The following is a 23,095-nucleotide window of genomic DNA, read 5'->3' as shown; positions in this document are numbered from 1 at the left end:
ATCGAAAAACCCAATAGCAGCTCAATCGTCCGACGTCTTGTGCTTGTATTCGCACAAGTCTTCGATCCGGCAACTGCCGCAGCGAGGCTTGCGGGCAAGGCAGACGTAACGTCCGTGAAGGATCAGCCAGTGATGGGAGTCGAGCAGGTATTCCTTGGGCACAAACTTCATCAATTTTTTCTCGACCTCGACCACATTCTTGCCAGGTGCGATGCCGGTGCGGTTGCTGACCCGAAAAATGTGGGTGTCCACGGCCATCGTCAATTGGCGAAATGCAGTATTGAGCACCACGTTGGCGGTCTTGCGGCCGACGCCAGGCAAGGCTTCGAGTTCCTCACGGGTCTGCGGCACTTCCCCTCCATGACGCTCAATCAGCAGCCGGCAGGTCTCGATCACGTTTTTAGCCTTGCTGTTGTACAGGCCGATGGTCTTGATGTATTCCGACAATCCTTCCACGCCCAGGGCATAAATCGCCGCCGGGGTATTGGCAACCGGAAACAGTTTTGCCGTGGCCTTGTTGACGCCGACATCGGTTGATTGCGCCGAAAGAATCACCGCAATCAGCAACTCAAAGGGTGAGGAATAGGCCAGTTCGGTCTTCGGTTCCGGATTGTCTTCATGCAGCCGGCGGAATATTTCCAGACGTTTTGCGGCGTTCATGTGCGGTGCGTTTCCTCGAAGGCGATCAGTGTGAGGGTGGGGGGTGATGCCAGGCTTGCCACGCGGCGATGAGCAACCCGAGCAGTATGAAACCGCCAGGGGCCAGCGTGGCCAGTCGCAAGCCACCGGCAGCGGTCAGCAACCAGCCCTGCCAATCCGCGTGCGTTGTACCCGCCAGCCACGGCAGATGATTGCCGAGGGTCCCGTAGCCAATGAGTTCGCGCAGCAGGCCAAGGGACACCATCAATGCGCCGAACAGGCCACAGAGGCGCCAGCGTTGGCGCCAGGGGGCCTGGAAGAAGTCGCTGCGCTCCAGCACGACGCATTGCAAGGCGATCAACCCGGCATAAATCCCGGCATGCTGATGCCATGGCAGCGACCAGGCCTGCGCGCCGAGTTCTGCGCAACTGGTCAACGTTGCGGCAAGCAGTACGCTGGCCGGCAAATGGGTCGCCGGGAGCAGGCGCGAGCGCAAGGTGTTCATGCAGAGGCCAAAGGCACTGCTCACCCCCATGAACATCAGCCACAGGCCCAGGGCATTCACCAGTGAGCCGGTGGCGCCAATCAGTGGCACGAGCATCAAGGTGTTCTGCAACCGCAACGATTCATTCATCTGAGGGGCTCCCAAGCAGTGAGGCTCGGTGCTCATCGAAATAGCGTAATGCGTCATGGATGGCGTGGATCACCGCTCTTGAGGTGATCGTGGCTCCCGCGATCTGGTCGAATTGCCCCTGGTCTTTTTTCAAGGCCCATCCGTTGTCGCCCGGATCGGTTCGCGACCTGCCGGAAAAGCCTTCGAGCCAGGCGTTCGGCCAGTCGGCGATCCGTGCGCCGAGCCCCGGGGTTTCCGTCTGCCGCAGAGTTTTAACCCCCAGCAATCTACCGTTGCGATCGATGGCGATCAGCAAATCGATGGCGCCCGCGTAGCCCAGGGTCTGGCTGCGCAGCAGCACGGCATAGGCTCGGCCGGCCTTGGTCGCACGGTAACCCGCCAGCAGTGTGCTATTGGCCAACGTAGCGTTTTCGAGGCTGAGCGGTTGTTCCAGCGGTTGATTGTCATAGCCGTCGGGCGGCAGCAGGTCCAGCAGGTTGCGACTGTCGATCAGGCGCTGTTCAGTCGCGATCCGCGGTGCGCTGGCGTGCTGCACGAGATACGTCAGGCCTGCCCCGAGGGAGGCCAGTAATGCAAGGATGGCGGCGCTCGACGCTCGGCTCATGGTGCGTGCAGCTCTTGCCTGGCCGCGACAAGCCGCTCCAGCGCCGGTACACAGAGGTTCATCAACAGCACGGCAAAGGCCACGCCGTCCGGGTAGCCGCCCCAGGTGCGAATAAGGTAGGTCAGCAAGCCCACGCCTGCACCGAACAGCAGTCGCGCACCCGGGCTTTTTGCGCCGGACACCGGTTCAGTGACGATGAAGAAAGCGCCGAGCATGCTGGCACCGGTGAGCAGATGAAACAGCGGTGATCCGTGGGAGTCTGAGCCCGAACCGTTCCAGCACAACAGGCTGATGACAAACAGGCTGGCGAGCATGCCAACCGGTGCATGCCAGCTGAACACGCGGCGTTGCAACAAGAACGCGCCACCGGCGAGAAAGGCCAGATTGACCCACTCCACGCCGTGGCCACCGAACTGACCAAAGGCCGGATTCGCCGCGAACAGTTCATCCATGGTCAGGCTTTTGTTGATCCGCAGGCTGTCCAGTGCCGTGGCCCGGACCCAGGCGTCCGGGCTTTGGCCTGCGCCGAACACTTGCTGCACGCCACCCCACAAGTCCATGCCGTGGGAGGCTGGCCAATGGGTCATCTGCTGTGGAAAGGTCACCATTACCAGGGCGAAACCCAACATTGCCGGGTTGAACGGGTTGCTGCCGACCCCGCCATACAGGTGCTTGCCCAGCAACATCGCAAACGTCGCCGCACTGACCGTCAGCCACCAGGGACAATAGGGCGGCAAGGCCAAGGCCAGTAGCGTGGCACTGACCAGGGCGCTGCCATCGCTCAAGGTCGGCTTGAGCGCGCGCTTGCGCACTCGCAGCACCGCCGCTTCAAAGGCTAAGGCACTGACACCAGCGAGCATCAAGTTGATCAACACCCCCCAGCCATAGAACCAGAACAACGCCAACACCCCTGGCAGCGTCGCCAGCAGAACCAGTTTCATCGCCTGCTGCAGGCGTTCGTCCACCGATTCAAGGGGCGGCATGTGCATCCACCTGGCGTTCGGCTTCGCTCAGGGCTCGCTCCAGGGCTTCGATCTGCTCGACGGGAGCAGCACTCGCCTGGGCTTTCTTCAGTTCGGCACGACGCATGGCCAGCTGGATTTTCGCGCGTTTCAGGTCGGCGTCCTTCGCCGCAGCGGCGACAGGCGCCACGGCCGGCGGCGCAACGCGTTCCAGTTGGGCCAAGGCGTGCTCGGCGGCTTCGAACTGCTGTTGCAACACAATCAGCTGCGATTGCTGTTCGAAGGTCGGCGGATGACCGAAGGCCTTGAGCGACTTGTTCAGCTGCGCCCGGCTCATCGCCAGGTCGACCTTGGCTTTTTTCAAGGCCGCATCGGCGTTCGCGGCCTTCTGCGCGCGCACGCGTTCAAGGGCTGCCTGCACCGGGTCGAGCGGCACTTCACTGGGTTGGACGGCCCGTTGCGCACGGGCTTCTCGCTCGGCAATTTTTTGATGCTCTTCACGTTGCAAACGGGCGTTGCGCTGCTCGAAACGGCGCCGTGCATGATTGCGCTTGGCGGTTCGCGCCCGTTGTTCTTCCAGGCTGAAGGCCAGGCCACCGACAATCGGCAGCACGCCGCTCAAGGGCAGCGGATGCATTTCGATGCAGTCCACCGGGCATGGCGCCACGCACAGGTCGCAACCGGTACATTCATCGATGATGACTGTGTGCATCAACTTGGCCGCGCCGACGATGGCGTCAACCGGACAGGCCTGAATGCATTTCGTACAACCAATGCACTCCGCTTCACGAATATAGGCGATCTGCGCCGCAGCCGTGCCGCGAGTGGCGTCCAGTTCCAGCACCGGCACGTTCAACAGCTCGGCCAGGGCAACAATGGTTTCACTGCCGCCAGGCGGGCATTTGTTGATCGGCTCACCGCTGGCGATGCCTGCGGCGTACGGCTTGCATCCGGGGTGGCCACACTTGCCGCATTGGGTCTGCGGCAAGAGGGCGTCGATGCGTTGAATCAGACTCATGTTTTGATTAGCCCGCTGAATCCGAGAAAGGCCACTGCAATCAGGCCGGCGCCGATCAGGTCGATCGGCAGGCCGCGAAAGGGCAGGGGCACATCGTTGTCGAGAGTGCGCTGGCGCAGGTCCTGGAACAGACTCAGTACCAGCCAGAAGCCCAGCCCGGCACCGATGCTCAAGGCTGTGGCATGAAAAAATCCATTGTTCTCCCGGGCGTTGAGCAATGCCACGCCGAGCACCCCGGAATTGCACAGCAGCAACGGCCAAAGACCTTCGAAGGACAGTGTCGAAAACACCCGTGCAAGCAACTTCAACAACGGGCCGATCAGCAGCGCACTCAATGGCAGGAACACGAACAAGTGCAGCGCGGTCAACACCAACGGTACCAGCAGCCATTGATAGATCACATGGCCGAGCACTCCGGTGACCAGCATCAGGCAAGTCGTCGCGATGCCCAGGGCATGCACCTGGCGCCGTTCGCTGCCCAACAGTGGATCAACAGCCAGCGGCCAATGCAAGACGAGGTTGTTGAGCAGGGCGGTGCTGATGAGCGTAAGCAGGGTTTCGGTCATGATAGTGCTTTGTGGTGAGGGGATTTATCCCCGTTCGGCTGCGAAGCAGTCGAAAATCCGAACAACTCGGTCTGCTTGAACGGACGCTGAGGGCAGCTTTGCGGCCCACGGGGATAAATCCCCTCGCCACGGATTTCTTGCTCGCCGAACAGCGTTACGGCGGCTTTTCAACGCAGCGGTCTAAAAAGTTTAGGCATTATCCGGCAAGGTCGGAGGGTGGGCCAGACATGAAAATCCCACAGTCGCGCCAGGCACGACTGTGGGATCGGTTTGCCGCAGTGCCTTACTTGATCCGCTGACCAGGCTTGGCGCCGCTGTCAGGGCTCAGCAGGTAGATTTCTTCACCGCCGGGACCTGCCGCCATCACCATGCCTTCGGAAATTCCGAACTTCATTTTGCGCGGCTTGAGGTTGGCAATCATCATCGTCAGGCGACCATCGAGCTTGGACGGGTCCGGATAAGCGCTCTTGATCCCGGAGAATACGTTGCGCTGCTCGTCACCGATGTCCAGGGTCAGGCGCAACAGCTTGTCCGCGCCTTCCACGTGCTCGGCCTTGACGATCAGGGCGACGCGCAGGTCAACCGCGGCAAAGGTGTCGAACTCGATCTGCGGCGACAACGGATCCTTCGCCAGCTCGCCATTGCCCGTCGGTGTAGCCTCGCCGGTGTCGGTCTGGCTGGCGGTCAGGTCTTCTTTCGAAGCGTCGGTCATGGCCTGCACTTTTACCGGGTCGATACGGGTCATCAGCGGCTTGAACTCGTTCAGCTGATGGTTGGCGAGCAAGGTCGCGTGATCGTTCCAGGTCAGCGGCGCGACGTTGAGGAACGCCTCGGCATCGGCGGCCAGCAACGGCAGCACCGGCTTGAGGAAGATCACCAGTTGACGGAACAGGTTGACGCCGGTGGCGCAGATGGCCTGGACTTCTTCCTGCTTGCCTTCCTGTTTGTTCAGCGACCAAGGTGCCTTGTCGGCGATCCAGGCGTTGGCGCGGTCGGCCAGGCCCATGATCTCGCGCATGGCGCGGGCAAAGTCACGGGCTTCATAGGCGTCGGCAATGCTTGGCGCGGCAGCCAGGAACGCTTCGGTCAGCTCTGGCGCGGCGTTGGTTTCGACCATCACCCCGGCATTGCCCTTGTTGATGAACCCGGCGCAACGGCTGGCGATGTTGACAACTTTGCCGACCAGGTCGGAGTTGACCTTCTGCACGAAGTCTTCGAGGTTCAGGTCCAGGTCGTCGACGCCACGGCTCAGCTTGGCTGCGTAGTAGTAACGCAGGTATTCCGGCGACAGGTGATCCAGGTAGGTCCGGGCCTTGATGAAGGTGCCGCGGGACTTGGACATTTTCTGGCTGTTGACAGTCAGGTAGCCGTGCACGTTGATGCCGGTCGGCTTGCGGTAACCCGCGCCTTCGAGCATCGCTGGCCAGAACAGGGCGTGGAAGTTGACGATGTCCTTGCCGATGAAGTGGTACAGCTCGGCGGTGGAGTCCTTGCCCCAGAACGCGTCGAAGTCCAGTTCCGGCGTGCGGTCGCACAGGTTCTTGAAGCTCGCCATGTAGCCGATGGGTGCGTCCAGCCACACGTAGAAGTACTTGCCCGGCTCATCAGGGATTTCAAAACCGAAGTACGGCGCATCGCGGGAGATGTCCCACTGTTGCAGCCCCGCATCCAGCCATTCGGCGATCTTGTTGGCCACGGCGTCTTGCAGGGTGCCGCTGCGGGTCCAGGTCTGCAGCATTTCCTGGAAGTCCGGCAGCTTGAAGAAGAAGTGCTGGGAATCCTTGAGCACCGGAGTGGCCCCGGAAATTGCCGACTTCGGATCTTTCAGGTCGGTCGGTGCGTAGGTCGCGCCGCACTTTTCGCAGTTGTCGCCGTACTGGTCTTCGGTGCCGCATTTCGGGCAGGTGCCCTTGATGAAGCGGTCGGCCAGGAACATTTTCTTTTCCGGGTCGAAATACTGCGTGATCGAACGCGTGGCGATGTGCCCGGCGTCGCGCAGCTTCAGATAGATCTGGCTCGACAGCTCACGGTTTTCTTCGGCGTGAGTGGAGTGGAAGTTGTCGAAGTCCACCAGGAACTCGGCAAAGTCGGCGCTGTGTTCAGCCTGGACGTTGGCGATCAGTTGTTCCGGGGTGATGCCTTCCTTTTCCGCGCGCAGCATGATCGCCGAACCGTGGGCGTCGTCGGCGCAGACATAGATGCATTGGTTGCCGCGGTGCTTCTGGAAGCGCACCCACATATCGGTCTGGATGTATTCCAGCATGTGGCCAAGATGGATCGAACCATTGGCATAGGGCAGGGCACTGGTGACGAGGATCTTGCGTGGCTCGGACATGGGGCTCGGCTACTTGATGAAACGGAGGTCGGCCACTATAAAGCGCCGGCAAAGATATTTCACCCCTGCAAATCGTTGCCAGGCATGCCGTCCGGAAGACAGAAGGGGTAGGATACCCGCCATCTATTCCCAGTCTTGTTTTCGGAGTTGCCCATGAGCGCCGTCAATCGCGCAGCGGTGGAAGCCGTCCTTCGCCAATACACCGACCCCTATCTGAACCAGGATCCGGTCAGCGCCGGCTGCGTGCGCAACATCGAGATCCAGGGTGAGCACGTCAGCGTGCAGCTGGAACTGGGTTATGCCGCCGGCTTGTTCAAGAGCGGTTGGGCGCAGATGCTGCAAATGGCCATTGAAGGCCTTGACGGGGTCAGCGCCGCCCGCGTCGATATCACCAGCGTGATCGCCGCGCACAAGGCCCAGGCACAGATCCCGGGCCTGGCCAACGTCAAGAACGTCGTGGCCGTGGCATCCGGCAAGGGCGGGGTGGGCAAGTCCACCACCGCCGCCAACCTCGCGCTGGCCCTGGCCCGCGAAGGCGCCAAGGTCGGGATTCTAGACGCGGACATCTACGGTCCGAGCCAGGGCATCATGTTCGGCATCGCCGAAGGTACCCGGCCGCAGATCAAGGATCAGAAGTGGTTCGTGCCGATCCAGTCCCATGGTGTCGAAGTGATGTCCATGGCGTTCCTCACCGATGACAACACGCCGATGGTCTGGCGCGGGCCGATGGTCTCCGGCGCCTTGCTGCAACTGGTGACACAAACCGCGTGGGGCGACCTGGATTACCTGGTCATCGACATGCCGCCAGGCACTGGTGACATCCAGCTGACCCTGGCACAGAAGGTCCCGGTGGCCGGCGCGGTGATCGTGACCACGCCACAGGACCTGGCATTGCTGGACGCACGCAAGGGTGTGGAGATGTTCCGCAAGGTCAACATCCCCGTGCTGGGCGTGGTGGAAAACATGGCCGTGCACATCTGCTCGAACTGCGGGCATGCCGAACATTTGTTCGGCGAGGGGGGCGGTGTGAAGCTGGCCAATCAGTATGGCGTCGAGCTGCTGGCGTCGCTGCCGCTGGCGATGGCTATCCGCGAACAGGCCGATGGCGGCAAGCCAACGGTCATCGCCGAACCGGACAGCCCGATTGCACTGGTTTACCAGGAACTGGCCCGCCATGTCGGTGCGCGGATCGTGTTGCAGGAAGCCGCCACGCCGGCGATGCCGAATATCACCATCAGCGACGATTGATCAGCAGAAGAAACGCGGTCCAAATGTGGGAGCGAGCTGTGGCGAGGGGATTTATCCCCGTTGGGTCGCGCAGCCGCCCCCAAAAAACCGGGTCTGCTTCGCAGCCCAACGGGGATAAATCCCCTCGCCACAGCCGCTCCCACATTGGTTTAGGGGGGCTCTAGATGCGCAACCCGCCATCCAACTCCAGAATCCGACCGGTGTAATAGTCGTTCTCGAAGATGTAGGCCGCCGAATGGGCGATTTCCTCAGGCTTGCCCATGCGCTTGAGCGGAATCCCCGACGTCATCTTCTCCAGTGCTTCAGGTTTCATGCCCAGGGTCATTTCGGTTTCGATGAAGCCCGGTGCAATGCCGGCCACGCGGATGCCATAGCGCGCCAGTTCCTTGGCCCAGGTCACGGTAGCCGCCGCGACACCGGCCTTGGCGGCGGAGTAGTTGGTCTGGCCAACATTGCCAGCGCGGGAAATCGACGAGATATTGATGATCGCGCCGCTGTTGTTGAGCTCGACCATTTTCGCCGCGACTTCACGGGTGCACAGGAATACGCCGGTCAGGTTGACGTCGATGACCGCCTGCCATTGGGCCAGGGTCATCTTGGTCATTTCGCCATCCTTGACCTTGAGCAGCAGACCGTCACGCAGGATCCCGGCATTGTTGATCAGGCCGTGGATAGCGCCAAAGTCGTTGGCGACCTGGGCGACCATATGGCTCACTTGCTCTTCATTGGCGACGTTGCACAGGTAGGCGCGGGCTTCGACGCCCAAGGCCGTGCAGGCAGCGACGGTGTCGTCGAGCTTTTCCTGGTTCAGGTCGACGAGCGCCAGTTTTGCGCCCCTGGCCGCCAAGTACTCGGCCATGGAGCGGCCTAAACCCTGGCAACCGCCCGTGATAATGATTACTTTGTCAGTGAGTTTCATTCGCATGCCCCCGGTGGCAGGTCTGGTTGGTTTGCTTCAGAGTGCCTCTCGATCTGCGCCCGAACTGGCCACGGCTGCACATGAGAACTACCCCGACGGCATGCTGGAACTTTCATCAGCAGCCTGTCCGTTTTTACGACGGATTCTTAATAAGGAGTCATAAATTGAGCGTTGAAGCGGCTAAGCATGCACGAGAATTGCTTCTCAAGGAATACCGGGGAGTGCTCTCCACACACTCCAAGTCAATGCCTGGTTTCCCGTTCGGTTCCGTGGTTCCGTACTGCCTGGACGAGCTCGGCCGGCCGCTGATCCTTATCAGCCGCATCGCCCAGCACACCCACAATCTGCAAAAAGATCCGAAATGCTCACTGTTCGTGGGCGAGCGTGGGGCCGAAGACGTCCAGGCCGTTGGTCGTCTGACCTACCTGGCCGAGGCGCAACAGATCGAAGACGTTGCCGCCATCGAAGCGGCTGCCGAAAGGTACTACCGCTATTTCCCGGATTCGCAGAACTATCATCAGGCCCACGATTTCGACTTCTGGGTGCTCAAGCCGGTGCGCCATCGCTACATTGGCGGGTTTGGCGCGATCCACTGGGTCAACGAGCTGACCCTGGCCAACCCGTTTGCCGGCAAGGCCGAGGCGAGCATGATCGAACACATGAACGCCGATCACGCCAAGGCCATTGCGCATTACGTCGAACTGGCCGGCTTGCCGAAAACTTCGCCGGCGACCCTGGTGGGCATCGACAGCGAAGGCATGCACCTGCTCATCGGCCAGGGGCTGCACTGGCTGCCCTTTCCAGCGCCTTGTAATACGCCGACACAAGTACGCGAAGCCTTGGTTTTCCTGGCTCACGCCGAACATTGGCCGAAAAAGGCAGTGGCCGACGCTTGAATTCACGCAATGGCGACGTCATCTAGGGAAGACTGGCAAGGCATTCTTGCGTTGAGGAACCATTTGATGCGCCCTTTTTTGTTGCTCTTTCTGCTGTTTCCGGTGTTGGAGCTGTTCGTATTCGTCAAGGTGGCAGGGGCGATCGGGTTTTTCCCGGCCCTGCTGCTGATCATTCTCGGCTCGATGTTCGGTGTGTTCGTGTTGCGCGTTGCCGGGTTGGCCACCGCACTGCGTGCCCGTGAAAGCCTGAACCGTGGCGAGTTGCCGGCCCAGACCATGCTTGAAGGCCTGATGTTGGCGTTGGCCGGTGGCTTGTTGATTCTTCCGGGTTTCATCAGCGACGTGATCGGCCTGGTCATGCTGATGCCGGTCAGCCGTCGCCTCCTGGCCAATAAAATGCGCCAGCGTGCCGAAGAGCAAGCGATCCGCCAGCGTGCGTTCGCCGACGACATCCAGCCCCGTGGTGGCCCTGCGCCGCGCGAACCTCTGGGCCGCGAGCCGAACGTGATCGAAGGCGAATTCGAACACCGCGATACCAAGTAACAGCAATATCGACACGGCACCTTCGGGTGCCGTGTTCGTTTTCGGGCGATCACCATAAAAATTTTTCGATCTGCGCCCTTGTAATAAGCTTGTGCGCCCTTATGTAACGGTCACCGCAAGGTTTCTGGTGATCACGCCAGACAGACTTCCGCGGTTCGCTCGACGAACCGCACCCGGCACCGCCGGACTTTGTTAAACCCGCCGGGACTACACCGGCCGATGAAAACCACAATTAGGAGAGATCGACAATGAAGCTTCGTCCTCTGCATGACCGCGTCGTCATCCGTCGCAGCGAAGAAGAAAAGAAAACCGCTGGCGGTATCGTCCTGCCAGGTTCGGCTGCTGAAAAAGCCAACAGCGGCGAAATCCTCGCTGTCGGCACCGGCCGCGTACTGGAAAACGGTGAAGTGCGTGCACTGTCCGTGAAAGTGGGCGACAAGGTTGTGTTCGGTCCTTACTCCGGCAGCAACACTGTGAAAGTCGACGGCGAAGACCTGCTGGTAATGAGCGAGAACGAAATCCTCGCTGTTATCGAAGGCTGATTACCCGCTCATTTTCCCGTTACTACAAAGTATTTAAGGAATATCGATCATGGCTGCTAAAGAAGTTAAATTCGGCGATTCCGCCCGCAAGAAAATGCTCACCGGTGTCAACGTCCTGGCTGACGCAGTAAAAGCGACCCTGGGCCCGAAAGGCCGTAACGTGATCATCGAGAAGAGCTTCGGCGCTCCGACCATCACCAAGGACGGCGTTTCCGTTGCCAAAGAAATCGAACTGGAAGACCGTTTCGAAAACATGGGCGCGCAGCTGGTCAAAGACGTTGCCTCCCGTGCCAACGATGACGCAGGCGATGGCACCACCACCGCTACCGTTCTGGCTCAATCGATCGTCAACGAAGGCCTGAAAGCCGTCGCTGCCGGCATGAACCCGATGGATCTGAAGCGCGGTATCGACAAAGCGACCATCGCTATCGTCAAAGAGCTGAAGGCCCTGTCCAAGCCATGCGCTGACACCAAGGCTATCGCTCAGGTAGGTACCATCTCCGCCAACTCCGACAACTCCATCGGCGACATCATTGCCGAAGCCATGGAAAAAGTCGGTAAAGAAGGCGTGATCACCGTTGAAGAAGGCTCGGGCCTGGAAAACGAACTGTCGGTTGTTGAAGGCATGCAGTTCGACCGTGGCTACCTGTCCCCGTACTTCGTCAACAAGCCAGAGACCATGGTCGCTGAGCTGGACGGCCCGCTGATCCTGCTGGTCGACAAGAAGATCTCGAACATCCGCGAGATGCTGCCAGTACTGGAAGCCGTTGCCAAAGCCGGCCGTCCACTGCTGATCGTGGCCGAAGACGTTGAAGGCGAAGCCCTGGCGACTCTGGTTGTGAACAACATGCGCGGTATCGTCAAAGTCGCAGCCGTCAAGGCGCCAGGCTTCGGCGACCGTCGCAAGGCCATGCTGCAGGACATCGCCGTTCTGACCGGCGGTACCGTGATCTCCGAAGAGATCGGCCTGAGCCTGGAAAGCACCACCCTGGAGCACCTGGGTAACGCCAAGCGCGTAACCCTGTCCAAGGAAAACACCATCATCGTTGACGGTGCTGGCGTTCAAGGCGACATCGAAGCACGCATCAACCAGATCCGTGCCCAGGTTGCCGAGACTTCCTCGGACTACGACCGTGAAAAACTGCAAGAGCGTCTGGCCAAGCTGTCCGGCGGCGTTGCAGTGATCAAGGTTGGCGCTGGTTCCGAAGTTGAAATGAAAGAGAAGAAAGCCCGCGTTGAAGACGCCCTGCACGCTACCCGTGCAGCCGTTGAAGAAGGCGTGGTGCCTGGCGGTGGCGTGGCCCTGATCCGTGCTCTGGAAGCACTGACTCAACTGAAAGGCGACAACGCCGATCAGGACGTGGGTATCGCTGTACTGCGTCGCGCTGTTGAAGCGCCGCTGCGCCAGATCGTTGCCAACTCCGGTGACGAGCCAAGCGTAGTGGTCGACAAGGTCAAGAACGGCGAAGGCAGCTTCGGCTACAACGCTGCGACTGGCGAATACGGCGACATGATCGAAATGGGTATCCTGGACCCAACCAAGGTTACCCGTTCGGCTCTGCAAGCTGCAGCTTCCATCGGCGGTCTGATCCTGACCACCGAAGCTGCGGTAGCTGACGCACCGAAGAAAGACAGCGGTGCTGGCGGCGGCATGCCAGACATGGGCGGTATGGGCGGCATGGGCGGCATGATGTAAGCCAGCCTTACCCCTGTATAAAAAACCCCGCCTGCGTAAGTAGGCGGGGTTTTTTATTGCCCGGATTTTGAAGTGCAAGCGATTCAGTGTGGGAGCGGGCTTGCTCGGGAGGACGGTGTGTCAATCACCGGAGAGGTTGACTGATCTACCGCCTTCGCGAGCAAGCCCGCTCCCACATTTGATCTGTATTTCAGGCGCTGACCGGTTGTGCTTCGAGCTCTCTCTCGGCCTTGGAAGTGGGTCGATAAAGGATGTAGTAATACGACCCCAGGCAAATCAGCCAGCAGAATACCGCCGTCCACACGTTGTGCGAGAAGAAGTGTGCGCCCTGCAGCATCCGGCCGATGGAAAAAACCGAGCCCAGGGCGAAGGCGAAAACAAAGGCCGCACGTGCCATGCGCGGACGGCGATCACGCAACACGAAGAACAGTGCAAACAGGGTGAAACCGGTCGCGGCGTGACCGCCAGGCCAGCAACGCCCCGGTTTTTCTGTAGCCGGACGCGGGCTCAACAATTCGCTGTAGGTCTCGTGACCGCCGAATTGCTCCAGGCTCCACGGGCACTGCACCGCCGTCACTGCTTTCATCGGCGTGACAAAGGACGTCGCCAGCCCCAGGGACAGCACCAGGCAGCCCAGTTCCCGCTTGAACGGCTTGAGCCGGGGCAGAAAGAACGAACCGGCAAAACCGAGGATAGCCAGCACCGAGAAGGCAATAACCACTTGCTTGGCCCGATCATGCAGGACGGTTTCCAGGAAATAACTGTGCCGGCCGATGAAGTCCCCGGCGACCGGATCGTAAAACAGCCTGGCCAGGTCCATGTCCAGGGTCGTCAGTTCAAGCAACACCAGAATGATTGCCGCAACGGCGGGAACACCCAGGCACACCCAGAAGTTGAGCGGGCGAGAAGCGGGGCGTGCAGAGATCGAAACCATGGTCAATCCTTGGTCAGTGAAATGTTCTTGAATACGCAGCCGCGCGGAGTCTGGGCTCGACCCTGTCGTCAACCCGTGAACCGATAGTGAAAAAAACGTTGGCCTTGATCCGACGATTTCACCCAACCGACGACTGCACACAACCCTGGCCCTGAATCACGCTTGGCCTTAAGCTGCGCGGGCCAAGACGGCCGTTATTGTGTACGGAGAAGATGCCCATGCGAATTTTATTGGTTGAAGACAACCGCGATATCCTGGCTAATCTGGCCGATTACCTGGGACTCAAGGGCTATACCGTGGATTGCGCACAGGACGGTTTGTCGGGCCTGCATCTGGCGGCTACCGAGCATTACGACTTGATCGTACTCGATATCATGTTGCCTGGCATCGACGGCTACACGCTGTGCAAACGCCTGCGCGAAGATGCCCGGCGCGACACGCCGGTGATCATGCTCACTGCCCGTGATCAACTGGACGACCGGCTGCAGGGCTTCAAGTCCGGTGCCGATGACTACCTGATCAAGCCCTTCGCCTTGTCTGAACTGGCGGCGCGGATCGAAGCCGTAATGCGTCGCACCCAAGGCGGAGGCCGCCGGACCTTGCAAGTGGGTGACCTGAGCTATGACCTCGATACGCTGGAGGTTACCCGCGAAGGCCGATTGCTCAAGCTCAACCCGGTGGGCCTGAAGTTGCTGGCGGTCCTGATGCAGAAAAGCCCGCATGTACTGCGTCGCGAAATTCTCGAAGAGGCCCTGTGGGGCGATGACTGTCCAGACAGCGACAGCCTGCGCAGCCATGTCCATCAATTGCGCCAGGTGATCGACAAGCCGTTCGCCAAACCGCTGCTGCAAACCGTGCACGGTGTGGGTTACCGCCTGGCCGAGGGGCGTGATGGAGTTTAAACAGAGCCTCGCTCAACGGATCATCATTGCCTTTGCGCTGATGAGCGCACTGGTGGCGGGCGCCTTTGCCATGGGCATCGTTGCCACCGTGCACCTGGTGGAAGAAAAGTTGATCTCGGCGGGCCTGGGTGGCGATTTGCAGCGCCTGTTGCTGATGGACAGCGTTTCGGACTGGAGCCATCGCCCGGAACCGGACCAGTTGTTTTATTTCAGCGGCGGGCAGGGCGATTTCGAGTTGCCCAAGGATTTGCGGCACCTGGATCCAGGGTTTCACGAGGTTTTTCGCGAACAGCTGTCGTACCACGCGATGGTCGAGGTGGTCGATGGTCGGCGCTATGTGCTGTTGCAGGACCAGAGTGACTTCGAAGAGCGCGAGCGAGTGCTGTTTGCCGTGGTGCTGGTGGGCTTCGTGCTGAGCCTGGCGCTGGCGGTGTTTCTCGGCTGGGTGCTGGCGCGCAAGGTAATGGCACCGGTAGTGAGGCTGGCGCGCCAGGTACGTCATCGCGATCAGCTACTGGGCCTGGCACCGCCACTGGCGCCGGACTATGCGGCCGATGAAGTGGGTGAACTGGCCGTGGCCTTTGACGCTACCCTCGGCCGGTTGCGCCAGGCGCTGACCCGTGAGCGCATGTTCACCAGTGACGTCAGCCATGAACTGCGTACGCCCTTGATGGTGTTGGCCAGTTCCTGCGAATTGCTGTTGGAAAACCCCGGGATCGACCAGCGCGGCCTTGCCCAGGTCGAGCGCATTGCCCGTGCCAGTGAAGAAATGAGCGAGTTGGTACAAACCTTCCTGATGCTGGCCCGTGCTCAGCGCGAAGACGCCAGCATGTCTGCGCAGCAGACGCTGGGCGAAGTGGCCGACGGCTTGATCAACCTGTGGCGCGAACCGATCGAGGCCAAGGGGCTCAAGCTGATTGTCGACTGGGGCGGTCCCCACACTAATCGGTATAACGCGACGCTATTGCACGCGGTCATGGGCAACCTGCTGCGTAACGCACTGCATTACACCGACCGTGGATTTATCCGCCTGAGCCTGATGCCCATGGGTTTCACGGTCGAGGACAGTGGCGTGGGCATTCCCGAGGAAAAACGCGAAGCGATGTTCGAACCTTTTGTGCGAGGCAACGAGAAACGCGGAGAGGGTCTCGGGCTTGGACTATCGTTAGTACAACGGATCTGTGAAAACCAGGGCTGGAGCGTCACCCTGACGACCATGGAACCCAATGGCTGTCGTTTTCACGTCCAGTTCAATGTGCCGACTGTGAGTTGATGGCCGCTGCGGTTGATTGAGATTGCTCTCTTGTAATACCTCGAAACGATTCGACATTTTCATCACGAAATTTTCACAAACGCATGACCTGACCCTCACACATCACTGCCTAAGGTGGTTGGAATCAGAAACTCAGGAGATTGATGATGGTGGATGGCCCGATCAAACTGGATTTTTCCAACAAGTACGACGATCAACACGCCAAACGTTACCTGCAAAAACACAAGGATGGCGTCGGTCGCCGCCTGTCCCACTGGCGTGACGTACAAATGGCGCGCAAGGCGCTGGCGCTGGTCGGTGAGCCGGGCCTGGTCCTCGATCTGCCCTGCGGTGCGGGGCGTTTCTGGCCAATGCTGGCGGAAAAACCCAACCGCGTGATCATCGGTGCCGACAACTCCGAGTCCATGATCAAGATCGCTACACAGTCGCAACCGGCTGAAGTGGTGAAACGGGTACAACCCTTGCAGACGTCTGCGTTCGACATTGCGTTGCCGGATAACGCTGTCGACAGTATTTTCTGCATGCGTTTGCTCCACCACATCGGTGAAGCCCAGCATCGACTGGCGATCTTGCGCGAATTCGAGCGAGTCAGCCGAGACAGTGTCATCCTTTCGCTGTGGGTCGACGGTAACTTCAAAGCCTGGAAACGCAAGCGCGCGGAGAGAACCCGTGGGCAGGAAGGTTACCAAAATAGATTTGTGTTACCGGCGGCTACCGTAGAAAAGGAATTTGAGCAGGCTGGTTTCCGTATTCAGGAACGTATCGACTTTTTGCCGCTCTATGCCATGTGGCGAGTTTATGTATTACGCAAGAGGTAACAGATGGTAGAGCAGTGTGCAGCAGGAACAGGCGTCGCCTCCCAGGACCGATTCGATTACTTCTGGAATCAGCGCGGAGAATGGGTGGAAGAGCCCAATGTCCGGCGCGGTGGCGAGAGTGGCGTGCAGCGTCTCATGGGCAGTGATGGACAACTGCTCTACGTAAAACGCCAGACCGGCCATATCCATCGGGGTCTTTTACACCCTTTCGGACGGCCGACGGTACTGCGCGAGCGTGATGCACTCACTGGCTTGCGCCTGCTCGATGTGCGAGTCCCGGAAATCGTGTTCTGCGAAGCTCAACGCGATCCCGTGCACAAATGGCGCGCCTTGCTGGTGACCAAGTCTTTGGACGGCTTCGAGGAAATCGAGCGTTGGTACGAGGGCGGCGGACGCGAGCGTCATGGTGAGGCTGTGCACGATCGCGTGCTCAAGGACCTGGCCGAGAATCTGGCGCGGATGCACAAGGGGCGTTGGCAACACAGCTGCATCTATATCAAGCACGTATTCGTTCGCGTCACCGGTGAGGGCGAAGCCGCCAAAGTCGAGGTTGCCTTGATCGATCTGGAGAAGTGCCGGCAGCGATTGAGCGCTCGCCAGGCGGCTGCCCATGATATGAAGCAGCTGCGCCGCCACTCGTCATTCAGCACGACGGACTGGAAGAAACTCGTCTACTTTTATGAGACGGCGTTTGGCAGCGCTATCAAAGGTTTATAGCCATGAAACTTGAAGTTGCGCGAGGTTTGTTTCTGGTAGGAGCCTTGGCAGTTGCTTCACTCGCGGTGGCTGCATGGGAGCAGCCCCGCACGCAAGTCTTAAGTTCAGTACACAGTGGCGAGCATTGTCCGTTGCCACGGGTTGCCAAGGCATCCGTGGCCACTCAACCCGATCATGATTTGTTGCTGTTCATGTTCGGACTCTCTCAAGGATTGAGGCCGCAAAGTTGAACAGAATGAAGCCCAAATAAAAGGCCTCGCTGATGCGAGGCCTTTTTTTTGCGCAGTGCAGATCGTTCCCACGCTCTGCGTGGGAATGCAGCCCGGGACGCTCCGCGTCCCAAATCAAGAGCCGAACGCAGAGCGTGGGAACGATCTTAGCGAGAGGATTTGGCCAGCAGCGTATACACGCACGGCAACACAAACAACGTAAACAACGTCCCAATCGACATCCCGGTGGCAATGACCGTACCGATATCAAACCGGCTCACCGCGCCGGCCCCCGTGGCGATGATCAATGGCACCATGCCGAATACCATTGCCGCCGTGGTCATCAATACCGGACGCAGGCGAATGGCCGCGGCTTCCTCCACCGCCTCTCGCGGCGTCAGGCCCTTGTCCTTGCGCAGCTGGTTGGCGAATTCGACGATCAGGATGCCGTGCTTGCTGATCAGGCCGATCAACGTCACCAACCCGACCTGGGTATAGATGTTCATGCTCGACCAGCCGAGGAATAGCGGCAGCAAGGCGCCGCAGATCGACAGCGGGACGGTCACCAGGATCACCAGCGGATCGCGGAAGCTTTCGAACTGGGCCGCCAGTACCAGGAAAATGATCGCCAGTGCCAGGCCAAAGGTCACCCATAGCGCACTGCCTTCCTGGACGTATTGCCGTGATGCGCCGGCATAGTCGAAGGCAAAGCCCGCCGGCGCTTCTTCCCGGGCGATCTGACGCACGGCGTCGATGGCCTCACCCATGCTGACCAGCGGCACCCCGGAAAGGATCGCCGAGTTGAGTTGCTGGAACTGGTTCAGTTGCCGAGGGCGCGCCCGGTCGGACACGGTGATCAGGGTCGAGAGGGCGAGCAGTTCGCCCTGGGTGTTCTTGACGTAGTAGTTGTTCAGCCAGTCAGGGTTATCCCGGAAGGGGCGCTCGACCTGGGCAATGACTTTGTAACTTCGGCCATCCACGGTGAAACGGTTGATTTCCGCCTCACCCAGCAACGTCGCCAGCGTGCCGCCCAGATCCTGCATCGACACGCCCATCTGGGCGGCCTTGGCGCGATCGATATCCACCACCACTTCAGGCTTGTCGAAGGCCAGGTCGACGTCGACGAAGGCGAATTTGCCAGACTCCATCGCGCGTTTTTTCACCCGGTCGACCACTTGCAGCAGCAACTCGTAATCGTTGGCCGTGTTGACGACGAACTGGAACGGCAGACCCTCGCCCGTGCCCGGCAAGGAGGGCAGGTTGAAACCGAAAACCTGCAATCCGGAGATGCTCGCCAGTTTGGCTTGAACCTCTGGCAGGATCTCCATTTGGCTGCGGCTGCGCTCGTTCCAGGGCTTGAGCAGGAAACCGCCGATGCCCGATTGCACTCCGTTGAAGCCGTTGATCTGGAACGACGAGTAGTACTCGGGAAACGCCTTGAAGATCGTGATGAACTCGTCGGTGTAGGTGTTCAAGTAGTCGAGGTTGGTCGGTTGCGGTGCGCTGGCCAGCATGAAGATGATGCCCTGGTCCTCATCCGGCGCGAGCTCTGACTTGGTGAACTTGAGCAGCACCGGAATCAGGCACAGCACGATGACAGCGAATACCAGCACCACCGGCCGGGTATTGAGAGTGCCGTGCAACATGCGTTGATAACGTCGCTTGAGGCTTTCGAAAATCATGTCCAGGCGGTGGGCCAGGCCCGTGGGGTTTTCATCGTGACGCAGCAGCAGGGCGCACATCATCGGCGACAGGGTCAGCGCGACGATGCCGGAAATCACCACCGCGCCGGCCAGGGTCAGGGCGAACTCCTTGAACAACGCCCCCGTAAGGCCCGTGAGGAAGCCGATCGGCGCATACACTGCCGCCAGGGTGATGGTCATCGAGACCACCGGCATGGCGATCTCCCGGGCGCCCTCGATCGCGGCGTCCAGCGGTGTCTTGCCTTCCTCGATGTGGCGGTGGATGTTTTCCACCACCACGATGGCGTCGTCCACCACCAGGCCGATGGCCAGCACCATCGCCAGCAGGGTCAACAGGTTCAGGGAGTACCCCATCATCTGCATGAAGAACATCACGCCGATCATGGATAGCGGGATGGTGACCACCGGGATCACCACCGAGCGCAACGCACCGAGGAACAGGAACACCACCACGATCACGATCAGTACTGCTTCAAACAAGGTCTTGATCACTTCGTTGATCGAGGCCTGGATGAACAGCGTCGCGTCGTAGGCGATTTCCGCCTTCAGGTTCGGTGGCAGCTGGGCCGTAAGCTCCGGCATGATCTTGCGCACTTCCTTGATCACGTCGAGGGGGTTGGCCGCAGGCGTGGCCTTGATGCCGATGTACACCGAGGGCGTACCGCCGAACGAGCTGATGGTGTCGTAGTTTTCCGCCCCCATCTCGACCCGCGCCACATCGTGCAGCAGCACACGGCTGTCACCCTCGACCTTGAGCGGGATCGCGGCAAAGGCTTCGGCTGATTTAAGCTCGGTATTGGCGTTAATGCTGGTGACCACGTACTCGCCTTTCACTTCGCCTGCGGCGGAAAGGAAGTTGTACTGGCGCACCGCATTGGTCACGTCGCTGGCGCTCAGGCCGAAACCGGCCAGCTTCACCGGGTCCAGCCACAGGCGCATGGCGAAGACCTGGTTGCCGAGAATCTCGGCTTCGGCCATGCCCGGCAGGGTCGCCAGTTTCGGCTGGATGACGCGCGACAGGTAGTCGGTAATCTGCGGGTTGCTCAGCTCCTTGCTGAAGAAGCTGATGTACATCAGCGCCGAGGCGTCGGCGGCTTCCTTGCTCAGCACCGGGTCTTCGGCATCCTGGGGCAGCTGGTTCTTGACCTCGTTAGCCTTGGCCAGCAGTTCGGTGAACAATCGGTCGCTGTTGGAGCCGATGCGCGCGTAGATCGATATCACCGAGAAGTTCTGCCGACTGACCGAGGTCATGTAGTCGATACCCTCGGCGCTGGCCAGGCTCTGTTGCAACGGTTGGGTGATGTAGCCCTGGATGGTTTCGGCGTTGGCCCCGGGGTAGGCGGTGGTGACCGTGATCAGGGCGTTTTCCATTTGCGGGTATTGGCGCAACGGCAACTTGCTCCAGGCCTGGAAGCCCAGCAGCACAATCAACAGGCTGACCACGGTGGCGAGCACCGGGCGACGGATGAACGGGTCGGTAAAAGCCATTGGGGGTTCCTTGATCAGTCAGCGCGTGGCTGACTGTTCTTTTCGGCCAGGGTCTTGTCGTCGCTGATGGCGATGTGCGCACCGTTGTCCAGTTTGATCTGGCCGGCCGTGACCACCTTTTCGCCGTTCTGCACACCTTTGATAATCACCACCTGCCCGTCGCGGCGTTCGCCCGTTTCAATGAACCGCCGTTCAGCGATCAGGATCGGCTGGCCCTTGTCGTCTTTTTCGAGGCTGCCGTCTTCGGTCTTCTTCTCTGCAACGACATAAAGGGAGTTGCCGTAGAGCGTGTAGGTGATCGCGCTTTCCGGCACCACGATGCTCGGCCGCGGGTTGGGCAACATCACCTGCAGGCTGGCGAACATGCCTGGCAACAGCTTGCCATCGGGGTTGGCCAGGGTCGCGCGGACCTGCATGTTGCGCGTGCTGTTTTCCAGTTTCGGGTTGATCGCACTGATGGTGCCGGGGAAGGTCTGGGACGGGTAGGCGGCGACGATGATTTCAACCGGCTGGCCGAGGGCGATCTTCGGCACCGACTGCTCGGGCACGAAAAAGTCGACGTAGAGGCTGCTGAGGTCTTGCAGGGTGGCAATCATGGTGCCACTCGCCAGGTAGTCGCCAACGTCCACCTGACGAATGCCGATGGTCCCGCTGAAGGGGGCGACGATGCTTTTTTTGCCCAGCGCAGCCTTGAGTTGGTTGACCGTGGCCTTGCTCTTTTTCAGTACCGCCGATAGTCGATCGAACTCGCCTTTGGAAATGGCCTGGCTGCCCACCAGCTGGCTTCCGCGACCGTAATCGAGTTGGGCCAGCCCGAGGTCGGCCAGGGCGGTTTCGAGGAGAGCGCTTTCCACGGCGCTGTCCAGGCGCAGGAGCGGTTGACCGGCTTTGACTTTCTGCCCCGACTCGAACTGCAGATCGACCACCGTGCCATCGGTCTCCAGGCTCAGGTCTACGCCTTGCAGCGCCTTGAGGGTGCCGACGGTCGGTAGCCTGGCTTGCCAGGGCCGTTCGATGGCCGTGGCCACGGCGACGCTGATCGGCGGTTTTGGCGCGGAGAAGCCCTGAATCATCGTATAGATGGAGAAGGCTTTGTAACCGGCCAGGACCAGCACGATCAACAGTACAACACCCAACATGATCAGCATGCGGCGACGCAGCATATTTCCAGTTCCTTGGAGAAATCAGGTGAGACAGTTGGGCACATTACCGCGAGTGGGAAGGGGAATCCAATGGCTGATTTTTGTCGGTTCCAGAAAAGATCGCAGCCTGCGGCAGCTCCTACAGGTGTACACATGACCCTGTAGGAGCTGCCGCAGGCTGCGATCTTTTTGGGCCTGACTCAAGCCATCAAATGCAGATGGTTGTCCCAGAGCCCCGCCGGCAGCTCCAGCGGTTTGGCGAGCAGATTTGCCTGGCGGCAATCGTAGTACCGGCAGCGGCCCTGGCCCGAGGTCACGACGAATCCGTCGGCCACCGCGCCCACCCCGGCGCAATCGGGCAGTGGTGCGTCCAGGCGCACTTCGCCGCTGTCCAGGTCCCAGATGAAAAAGCGGTTGCCCCGAGGCGCGGTCAACGCGACCAGGCGCAAGTCGCTGTGCACCGCAACGCTGGCGGTGTAGTGCCCCATGGCTTGCAACTGATGCTCCGGCACCGGGAACGCCACGAACGGCTGGCCCGGACGCTTGATCGCCAGCAGCTCCGAATGCTCGTGGGCTGCCCCCATGAATTGCTGGCCGGCGACGATGGTGCCGTCGCTGGCAATGCCCAGGTGACGCACGCTGTTCATCTGCTGGCCGAGGGTTTCCTTGCTCAGCAGGGTACCGTCGCGCTGCATCAGGACCAGGCTCGGTTCCATGGCATTGAGGTTCATCTCGACCCGGCTTTCGGCTTCGGTGCGGATACCGCCATTGGCCACCACCAGGGTCTCGCCATCGGGCATCCACGACACTTGATGCGGGCCGATGCCGTGGGTGGAGATCTCACCGCTATGCACCAGGCGTTCGCCTTCGAACTTGTACACGCCGAGCAGGCCGCGACCCGGATCGGTGGTGTCGTTTTCGGTGGCGTACAACCAGTCACCGCTGTGGTGAATCACCGCATGACCGTAGAAGTGCCGGTTTGGCTGCGACGTCACGGTTTGCAGGAGCGTGCCGTCACGCAGGTCGATCAGGTAGCTCTCGGTGCCCGGACGCCGGGCAACGAACAGCGCGATCGGCAGCGTCGGGTGATTGATGATGTCATGGCAGCGCTGGCCGACCCGGGTGGCAAACACCCGGGTGCCGTCCAGCCGGTAACCGACGGCGTAGTGCTTGCCGTCGGTATCGTCCCGCGCCGAGAGCAGCAGCGGGCTTTTATCCTTGTGCCTGAACAGCGTCCAGCCGCCCAGTGACACCGCACCCAGCAGCAAACTCCCTAATTTCAGAGCCTGGCGTCGCAGCATGGAACT

At 60.2% G+C, this 23,095-nt stretch carries 22 protein-coding genes; 10 read left to right on the top strand and 12 right to left on the bottom strand.

Annotation, left to right across the window (positions count from 1 at the left end; all coding sequences use genetic code 11):
• Window positions 1-21: 21 nt before the first annotated feature.
• From nth to metG, 7 genes are all read right to left on the bottom strand, one after another.
• Window positions 22-660, bottom strand: coding sequence for an endonuclease III (gene nth / locus CGA21_RS10060; protein WP_110751645.1), 639 nt, complete (start codon window positions 658-660; stop codon window positions 22-24).
• Window positions 661-685: 25 nt separating this feature from the next.
• Window positions 686-1,273 carry an Rnf-Nqr domain containing protein gene (locus CGA21_RS10055; protein ID WP_188264144.1) on the bottom strand — a complete coding sequence of 196 codons (588 nt, stop codon included), beginning with the start codon at window positions 1,271-1,273 and terminating at the stop codon, window positions 686-688.
• Window positions 1,266-1,877: an RnfABCDGE type electron transport complex subunit G gene (locus CGA21_RS10050; RefSeq protein ID WP_188264143.1), complete on the bottom strand. Its 612-nt coding sequence runs from the start codon at window positions 1,875-1,877 to the stop codon at window positions 1,266-1,268. The genes CGA21_RS10055 and CGA21_RS10050 overlap by 8 nt, the downstream gene beginning before the upstream one ends.
• Complete coding sequence (locus CGA21_RS10045; RefSeq protein WP_188264142.1) at window positions 1,874-2,860, bottom strand: RnfABCDGE type electron transport complex subunit D; 987 nt, start codon at window positions 2,858-2,860, stop codon at window positions 1,874-1,876. Before CGA21_RS10045 ends, CGA21_RS10050 begins: the two co-directional genes overlap by 4 nt.
• Complete coding sequence (rsxB, locus tag CGA21_RS10040; RefSeq protein ID WP_110751653.1) at window positions 2,847-3,857, bottom strand: electron transport complex subunit RsxB; 1,011 nt, start codon at window positions 3,855-3,857, stop codon at window positions 2,847-2,849. The genes CGA21_RS10045 and rsxB overlap by 14 nt, the downstream gene beginning before the upstream one ends.
• Window positions 3,854-4,423, bottom strand: coding sequence for an Rnf-Nqr domain containing protein (locus CGA21_RS10035; RefSeq protein ID WP_188264141.1), 570 nt, complete (start codon window positions 4,421-4,423; stop codon window positions 3,854-3,856). Before CGA21_RS10035 ends, rsxB begins: the two co-directional genes overlap by 4 nt.
• Before the next feature lie 283 nt (window positions 4,424-4,706).
• Entirely contained in the window at window positions 4,707-6,758 is a 2,052-nt protein-coding gene (gene metG / locus CGA21_RS10030; RefSeq protein ID WP_188264140.1) for a methionine--tRNA ligase, read from the bottom strand.
• 153 nt (window positions 6,759-6,911) lie between these two features.
• Between metG and apbC the strand changes: the two genes are divergently transcribed.
• A complete protein-coding gene (gene apbC / locus CGA21_RS10025) occupies window positions 6,912-8,006 on the top strand; it encodes an iron-sulfur cluster carrier protein ApbC (RefSeq protein WP_110751660.1) in 1,095 nt (364 codons plus the stop codon).
• A gap of 160 nt (window positions 8,007-8,166) precedes the next feature.
• Here apbC and CGA21_RS10020 read toward each other — a convergent pair whose 3' ends face one another.
• Window positions 8,167-8,925, bottom strand: a complete 759-nt coding sequence (locus tag CGA21_RS10020) for an SDR family oxidoreductase (protein WP_110751662.1) — start codon at window positions 8,923-8,925, stop codon at window positions 8,167-8,169.
• 164 nt (window positions 8,926-9,089) lie between these two features.
• On the opposite strand from CGA21_RS10020, the gene CGA21_RS10015 reads away from it, so the two are divergent.
• The 4 genes from CGA21_RS10015 (at window position 9,090) to groL (ending at window position 12,602) form a co-directional block, all read left to right on the top strand.
• Window positions 9,090-9,821, top strand: coding sequence for a HugZ family protein (locus tag CGA21_RS10015; RefSeq protein ID WP_188264139.1), 732 nt, complete (start codon window positions 9,090-9,092; stop codon window positions 9,819-9,821).
• 66 nt (window positions 9,822-9,887) lie between these two features.
• Window positions 9,888-10,364 carry an FxsA family protein gene (locus CGA21_RS10010; protein ID WP_188264138.1) on the top strand — a complete coding sequence of 159 codons (477 nt, stop codon included), beginning with the start codon at window positions 9,888-9,890 and terminating at the stop codon, window positions 10,362-10,364.
• A gap of 248 nt (window positions 10,365-10,612) precedes the next feature.
• The gene (locus tag CGA21_RS10005) at window positions 10,613-10,906 is read left to right on the top strand and encodes a co-chaperone GroES (protein ID WP_007985847.1); all 294 of its coding nucleotides are present in this window, start codon (window positions 10,613-10,615) and stop codon (window positions 10,904-10,906) included.
• 49 nt (window positions 10,907-10,955) lie between these two features.
• Window positions 10,956-12,602, top strand: a complete 1,647-nt coding sequence (gene groL, locus CGA21_RS10000; RefSeq protein WP_020799909.1) for a chaperonin GroEL — start codon at window positions 10,956-10,958, stop codon at window positions 12,600-12,602.
• 190 nt (window positions 12,603-12,792) lie between these two features.
• Here groL and CGA21_RS09995 read toward each other — a convergent pair whose 3' ends face one another.
• Complete coding sequence (locus CGA21_RS09995; protein WP_020799910.1) at window positions 12,793-13,536, bottom strand: phosphatase PAP2 family protein; 744 nt, start codon at window positions 13,534-13,536, stop codon at window positions 12,793-12,795.
• A gap of 218 nt (window positions 13,537-13,754) precedes the next feature.
• On the opposite strand from CGA21_RS09995, the gene colR reads away from it, so the two are divergent.
• From colR to CGA21_RS09970, 5 genes are all read left to right on the top strand, one after another.
• Window positions 13,755-14,438, top strand: a complete 684-nt coding sequence (gene colR, locus CGA21_RS09990; protein WP_020799911.1) for a two-component system response regulator ColR — start codon at window positions 13,755-13,757, stop codon at window positions 14,436-14,438.
• Window positions 14,428-15,711: a sensor histidine kinase gene (locus tag CGA21_RS09985; RefSeq protein ID WP_110751668.1), complete on the top strand. Its 1,284-nt coding sequence runs from the start codon at window positions 14,428-14,430 to the stop codon at window positions 15,709-15,711. Before colR ends, CGA21_RS09985 begins: the two co-directional genes overlap by 11 nt.
• Window positions 15,712-15,860: 149 nt before the next feature.
• Window positions 15,861-16,529, top strand: coding sequence for a class I SAM-dependent methyltransferase (locus CGA21_RS09980; protein ID WP_033044253.1), 669 nt, complete (start codon window positions 15,861-15,863; stop codon window positions 16,527-16,529).
• Window positions 16,530-16,532: 3 nt separating this feature from the next.
• Window positions 16,533-17,246: a lipopolysaccharide kinase InaA family protein gene (locus CGA21_RS09975; protein WP_110751670.1), complete on the top strand. Its 714-nt coding sequence runs from the start codon at window positions 16,533-16,535 to the stop codon at window positions 17,244-17,246.
• A gap of 2 nt (window positions 17,247-17,248) precedes the next feature.
• Complete coding sequence (locus tag CGA21_RS09970) at window positions 17,249-17,476, top strand: hypothetical protein (RefSeq protein ID WP_020799915.1); 228 nt, start codon at window positions 17,249-17,251, stop codon at window positions 17,474-17,476.
• 146 nt (window positions 17,477-17,622) lie between these two features.
• On the opposite strand, the gene CGA21_RS09965 is transcribed toward CGA21_RS09970, so the two are convergent.
• The 3 genes from CGA21_RS09965 to CGA21_RS09955 all read right to left on the bottom strand — a co-directional run bounded on the left by CGA21_RS09965 (window position 17,623) and on the right by CGA21_RS09955 (window position 23,089).
• The gene (locus CGA21_RS09965; protein ID WP_188264137.1) at window positions 17,623-20,646 is read right to left on the bottom strand and encodes a multidrug efflux RND transporter permease subunit; all 3,024 of its coding nucleotides are present in this window, start codon (window positions 20,644-20,646) and stop codon (window positions 17,623-17,625) included.
• 14 nt (window positions 20,647-20,660) lie between these two features.
• Window positions 20,661-21,809, bottom strand: a complete 1,149-nt coding sequence (locus CGA21_RS09960; protein ID WP_110751674.1) for an efflux RND transporter periplasmic adaptor subunit — start codon at window positions 21,807-21,809, stop codon at window positions 20,661-20,663.
• 179 nt (window positions 21,810-21,988) lie between these two features.
• The gene (locus tag CGA21_RS09955; protein WP_110751676.1) at window positions 21,989-23,089 is read right to left on the bottom strand and encodes a DUF1513 domain-containing protein; all 1,101 of its coding nucleotides are present in this window, start codon (window positions 23,087-23,089) and stop codon (window positions 21,989-21,991) included.
• Between the last annotated feature and the right edge of the window lie 6 nt (window positions 23,090-23,095).

The sequence above is a fragment of the Pseudomonas sp. PSB11 genome (assembly GCF_014596605.1).
GTDB classification, from domain to species: Bacteria; Pseudomonadota; Gammaproteobacteria; order Pseudomonadales; family Pseudomonadaceae; genus Aquipseudomonas; species Aquipseudomonas umsongensis.
The sequence above is the reverse complement of the archived record's forward strand: the minus strand, read 5'-3'. Positions and strand labels throughout refer to the sequence as shown.

What these genes read in the sequence shown, in the direction of transcription:
- nth (WP_110751645.1), bottom strand. Translation starts at nt 660, where the DNA reads ATGAACGCCGCAAAACGTCTGGAAATATTCCGCCGGCTGCATGAAGAC.
- CGA21_RS10055 (WP_188264144.1), bottom strand. Translation starts at nt 1,273, where the DNA reads ATGAATGAATCGTTGCGGTTGCAGAACACCTTGATGCTCGTGCCACTG.
- CGA21_RS10050 (WP_188264143.1), bottom strand. Translation starts at nt 1,877, where the DNA reads ATGAGCCGAGCGTCGAGCGCCGCCATCCTTGCATTACTGGCCTCCCTC.
- CGA21_RS10045 (WP_188264142.1), bottom strand. Translation starts at nt 2,860, where the DNA reads ATGCCGCCCCTTGAATCGGTGGACGAACGCCTGCAGCAGGCGATGAAA.
- rsxB (WP_110751653.1), bottom strand. Translation starts at nt 3,857, where the DNA reads ATGAGTCTGATTCAACGCATCGACGCCCTCTTGCCGCAGACCCAATGC.
- CGA21_RS10035 (WP_188264141.1), bottom strand. Translation starts at nt 4,423, where the DNA reads ATGACCGAAACCCTGCTTACGCTCATCAGCACCGCCCTGCTCAACAAC.
- metG (WP_188264140.1), bottom strand. Translation starts at nt 6,758, where the DNA reads ATGTCCGAGCCACGCAAGATCCTCGTCACCAGTGCCCTGCCCTATGCC.
- apbC (WP_110751660.1), top strand. Translation starts at nt 6,912, where the DNA reads ATGAGCGCCGTCAATCGCGCAGCGGTGGAAGCCGTCCTTCGCCAATAC.
- CGA21_RS10020 (WP_110751662.1), bottom strand. Translation starts at nt 8,925, where the DNA reads ATGAAACTCACTGACAAAGTAATCATTATCACGGGCGGTTGCCAGGGT.
- CGA21_RS10010 (WP_188264138.1), top strand. Translation starts at nt 9,888, where the DNA reads ATGCGCCCTTTTTTGTTGCTCTTTCTGCTGTTTCCGGTGTTGGAGCTG.
- CGA21_RS10005 (WP_007985847.1), top strand. Translation starts at nt 10,613, where the DNA reads ATGAAGCTTCGTCCTCTGCATGACCGCGTCGTCATCCGTCGCAGCGAA.
- groL (WP_020799909.1), top strand. Translation starts at nt 10,956, where the DNA reads ATGGCTGCTAAAGAAGTTAAATTCGGCGATTCCGCCCGCAAGAAAATG.
- CGA21_RS09995 (WP_020799910.1), bottom strand. Translation starts at nt 13,536, where the DNA reads ATGGTTTCGATCTCTGCACGCCCCGCTTCTCGCCCGCTCAACTTCTGG.
- colR (WP_020799911.1), top strand. Translation starts at nt 13,755, where the DNA reads ATGCGAATTTTATTGGTTGAAGACAACCGCGATATCCTGGCTAATCTG.
- CGA21_RS09985 (WP_110751668.1), top strand. Translation starts at nt 14,428, where the DNA reads ATGGAGTTTAAACAGAGCCTCGCTCAACGGATCATCATTGCCTTTGCG.
- CGA21_RS09975 (WP_110751670.1), top strand. Translation starts at nt 16,533, where the DNA reads ATGGTAGAGCAGTGTGCAGCAGGAACAGGCGTCGCCTCCCAGGACCGA.
- CGA21_RS09970 (WP_020799915.1), top strand. Translation starts at nt 17,249, where the DNA reads ATGAAACTTGAAGTTGCGCGAGGTTTGTTTCTGGTAGGAGCCTTGGCA.
- CGA21_RS09965 (WP_188264137.1), bottom strand. Translation starts at nt 20,646, where the DNA reads ATGGCTTTTACCGACCCGTTCATCCGTCGCCCGGTGCTCGCCACCGTG.
- CGA21_RS09960 (WP_110751674.1), bottom strand. Translation starts at nt 21,809, where the DNA reads ATGCTGCGTCGCCGCATGCTGATCATGTTGGGTGTTGTACTGTTGATC.
- CGA21_RS09955 (WP_110751676.1), bottom strand. Translation starts at nt 23,089, where the DNA reads ATGCTGCGACGCCAGGCTCTGAAATTAGGGAGTTTGCTGCTGGGTGCG.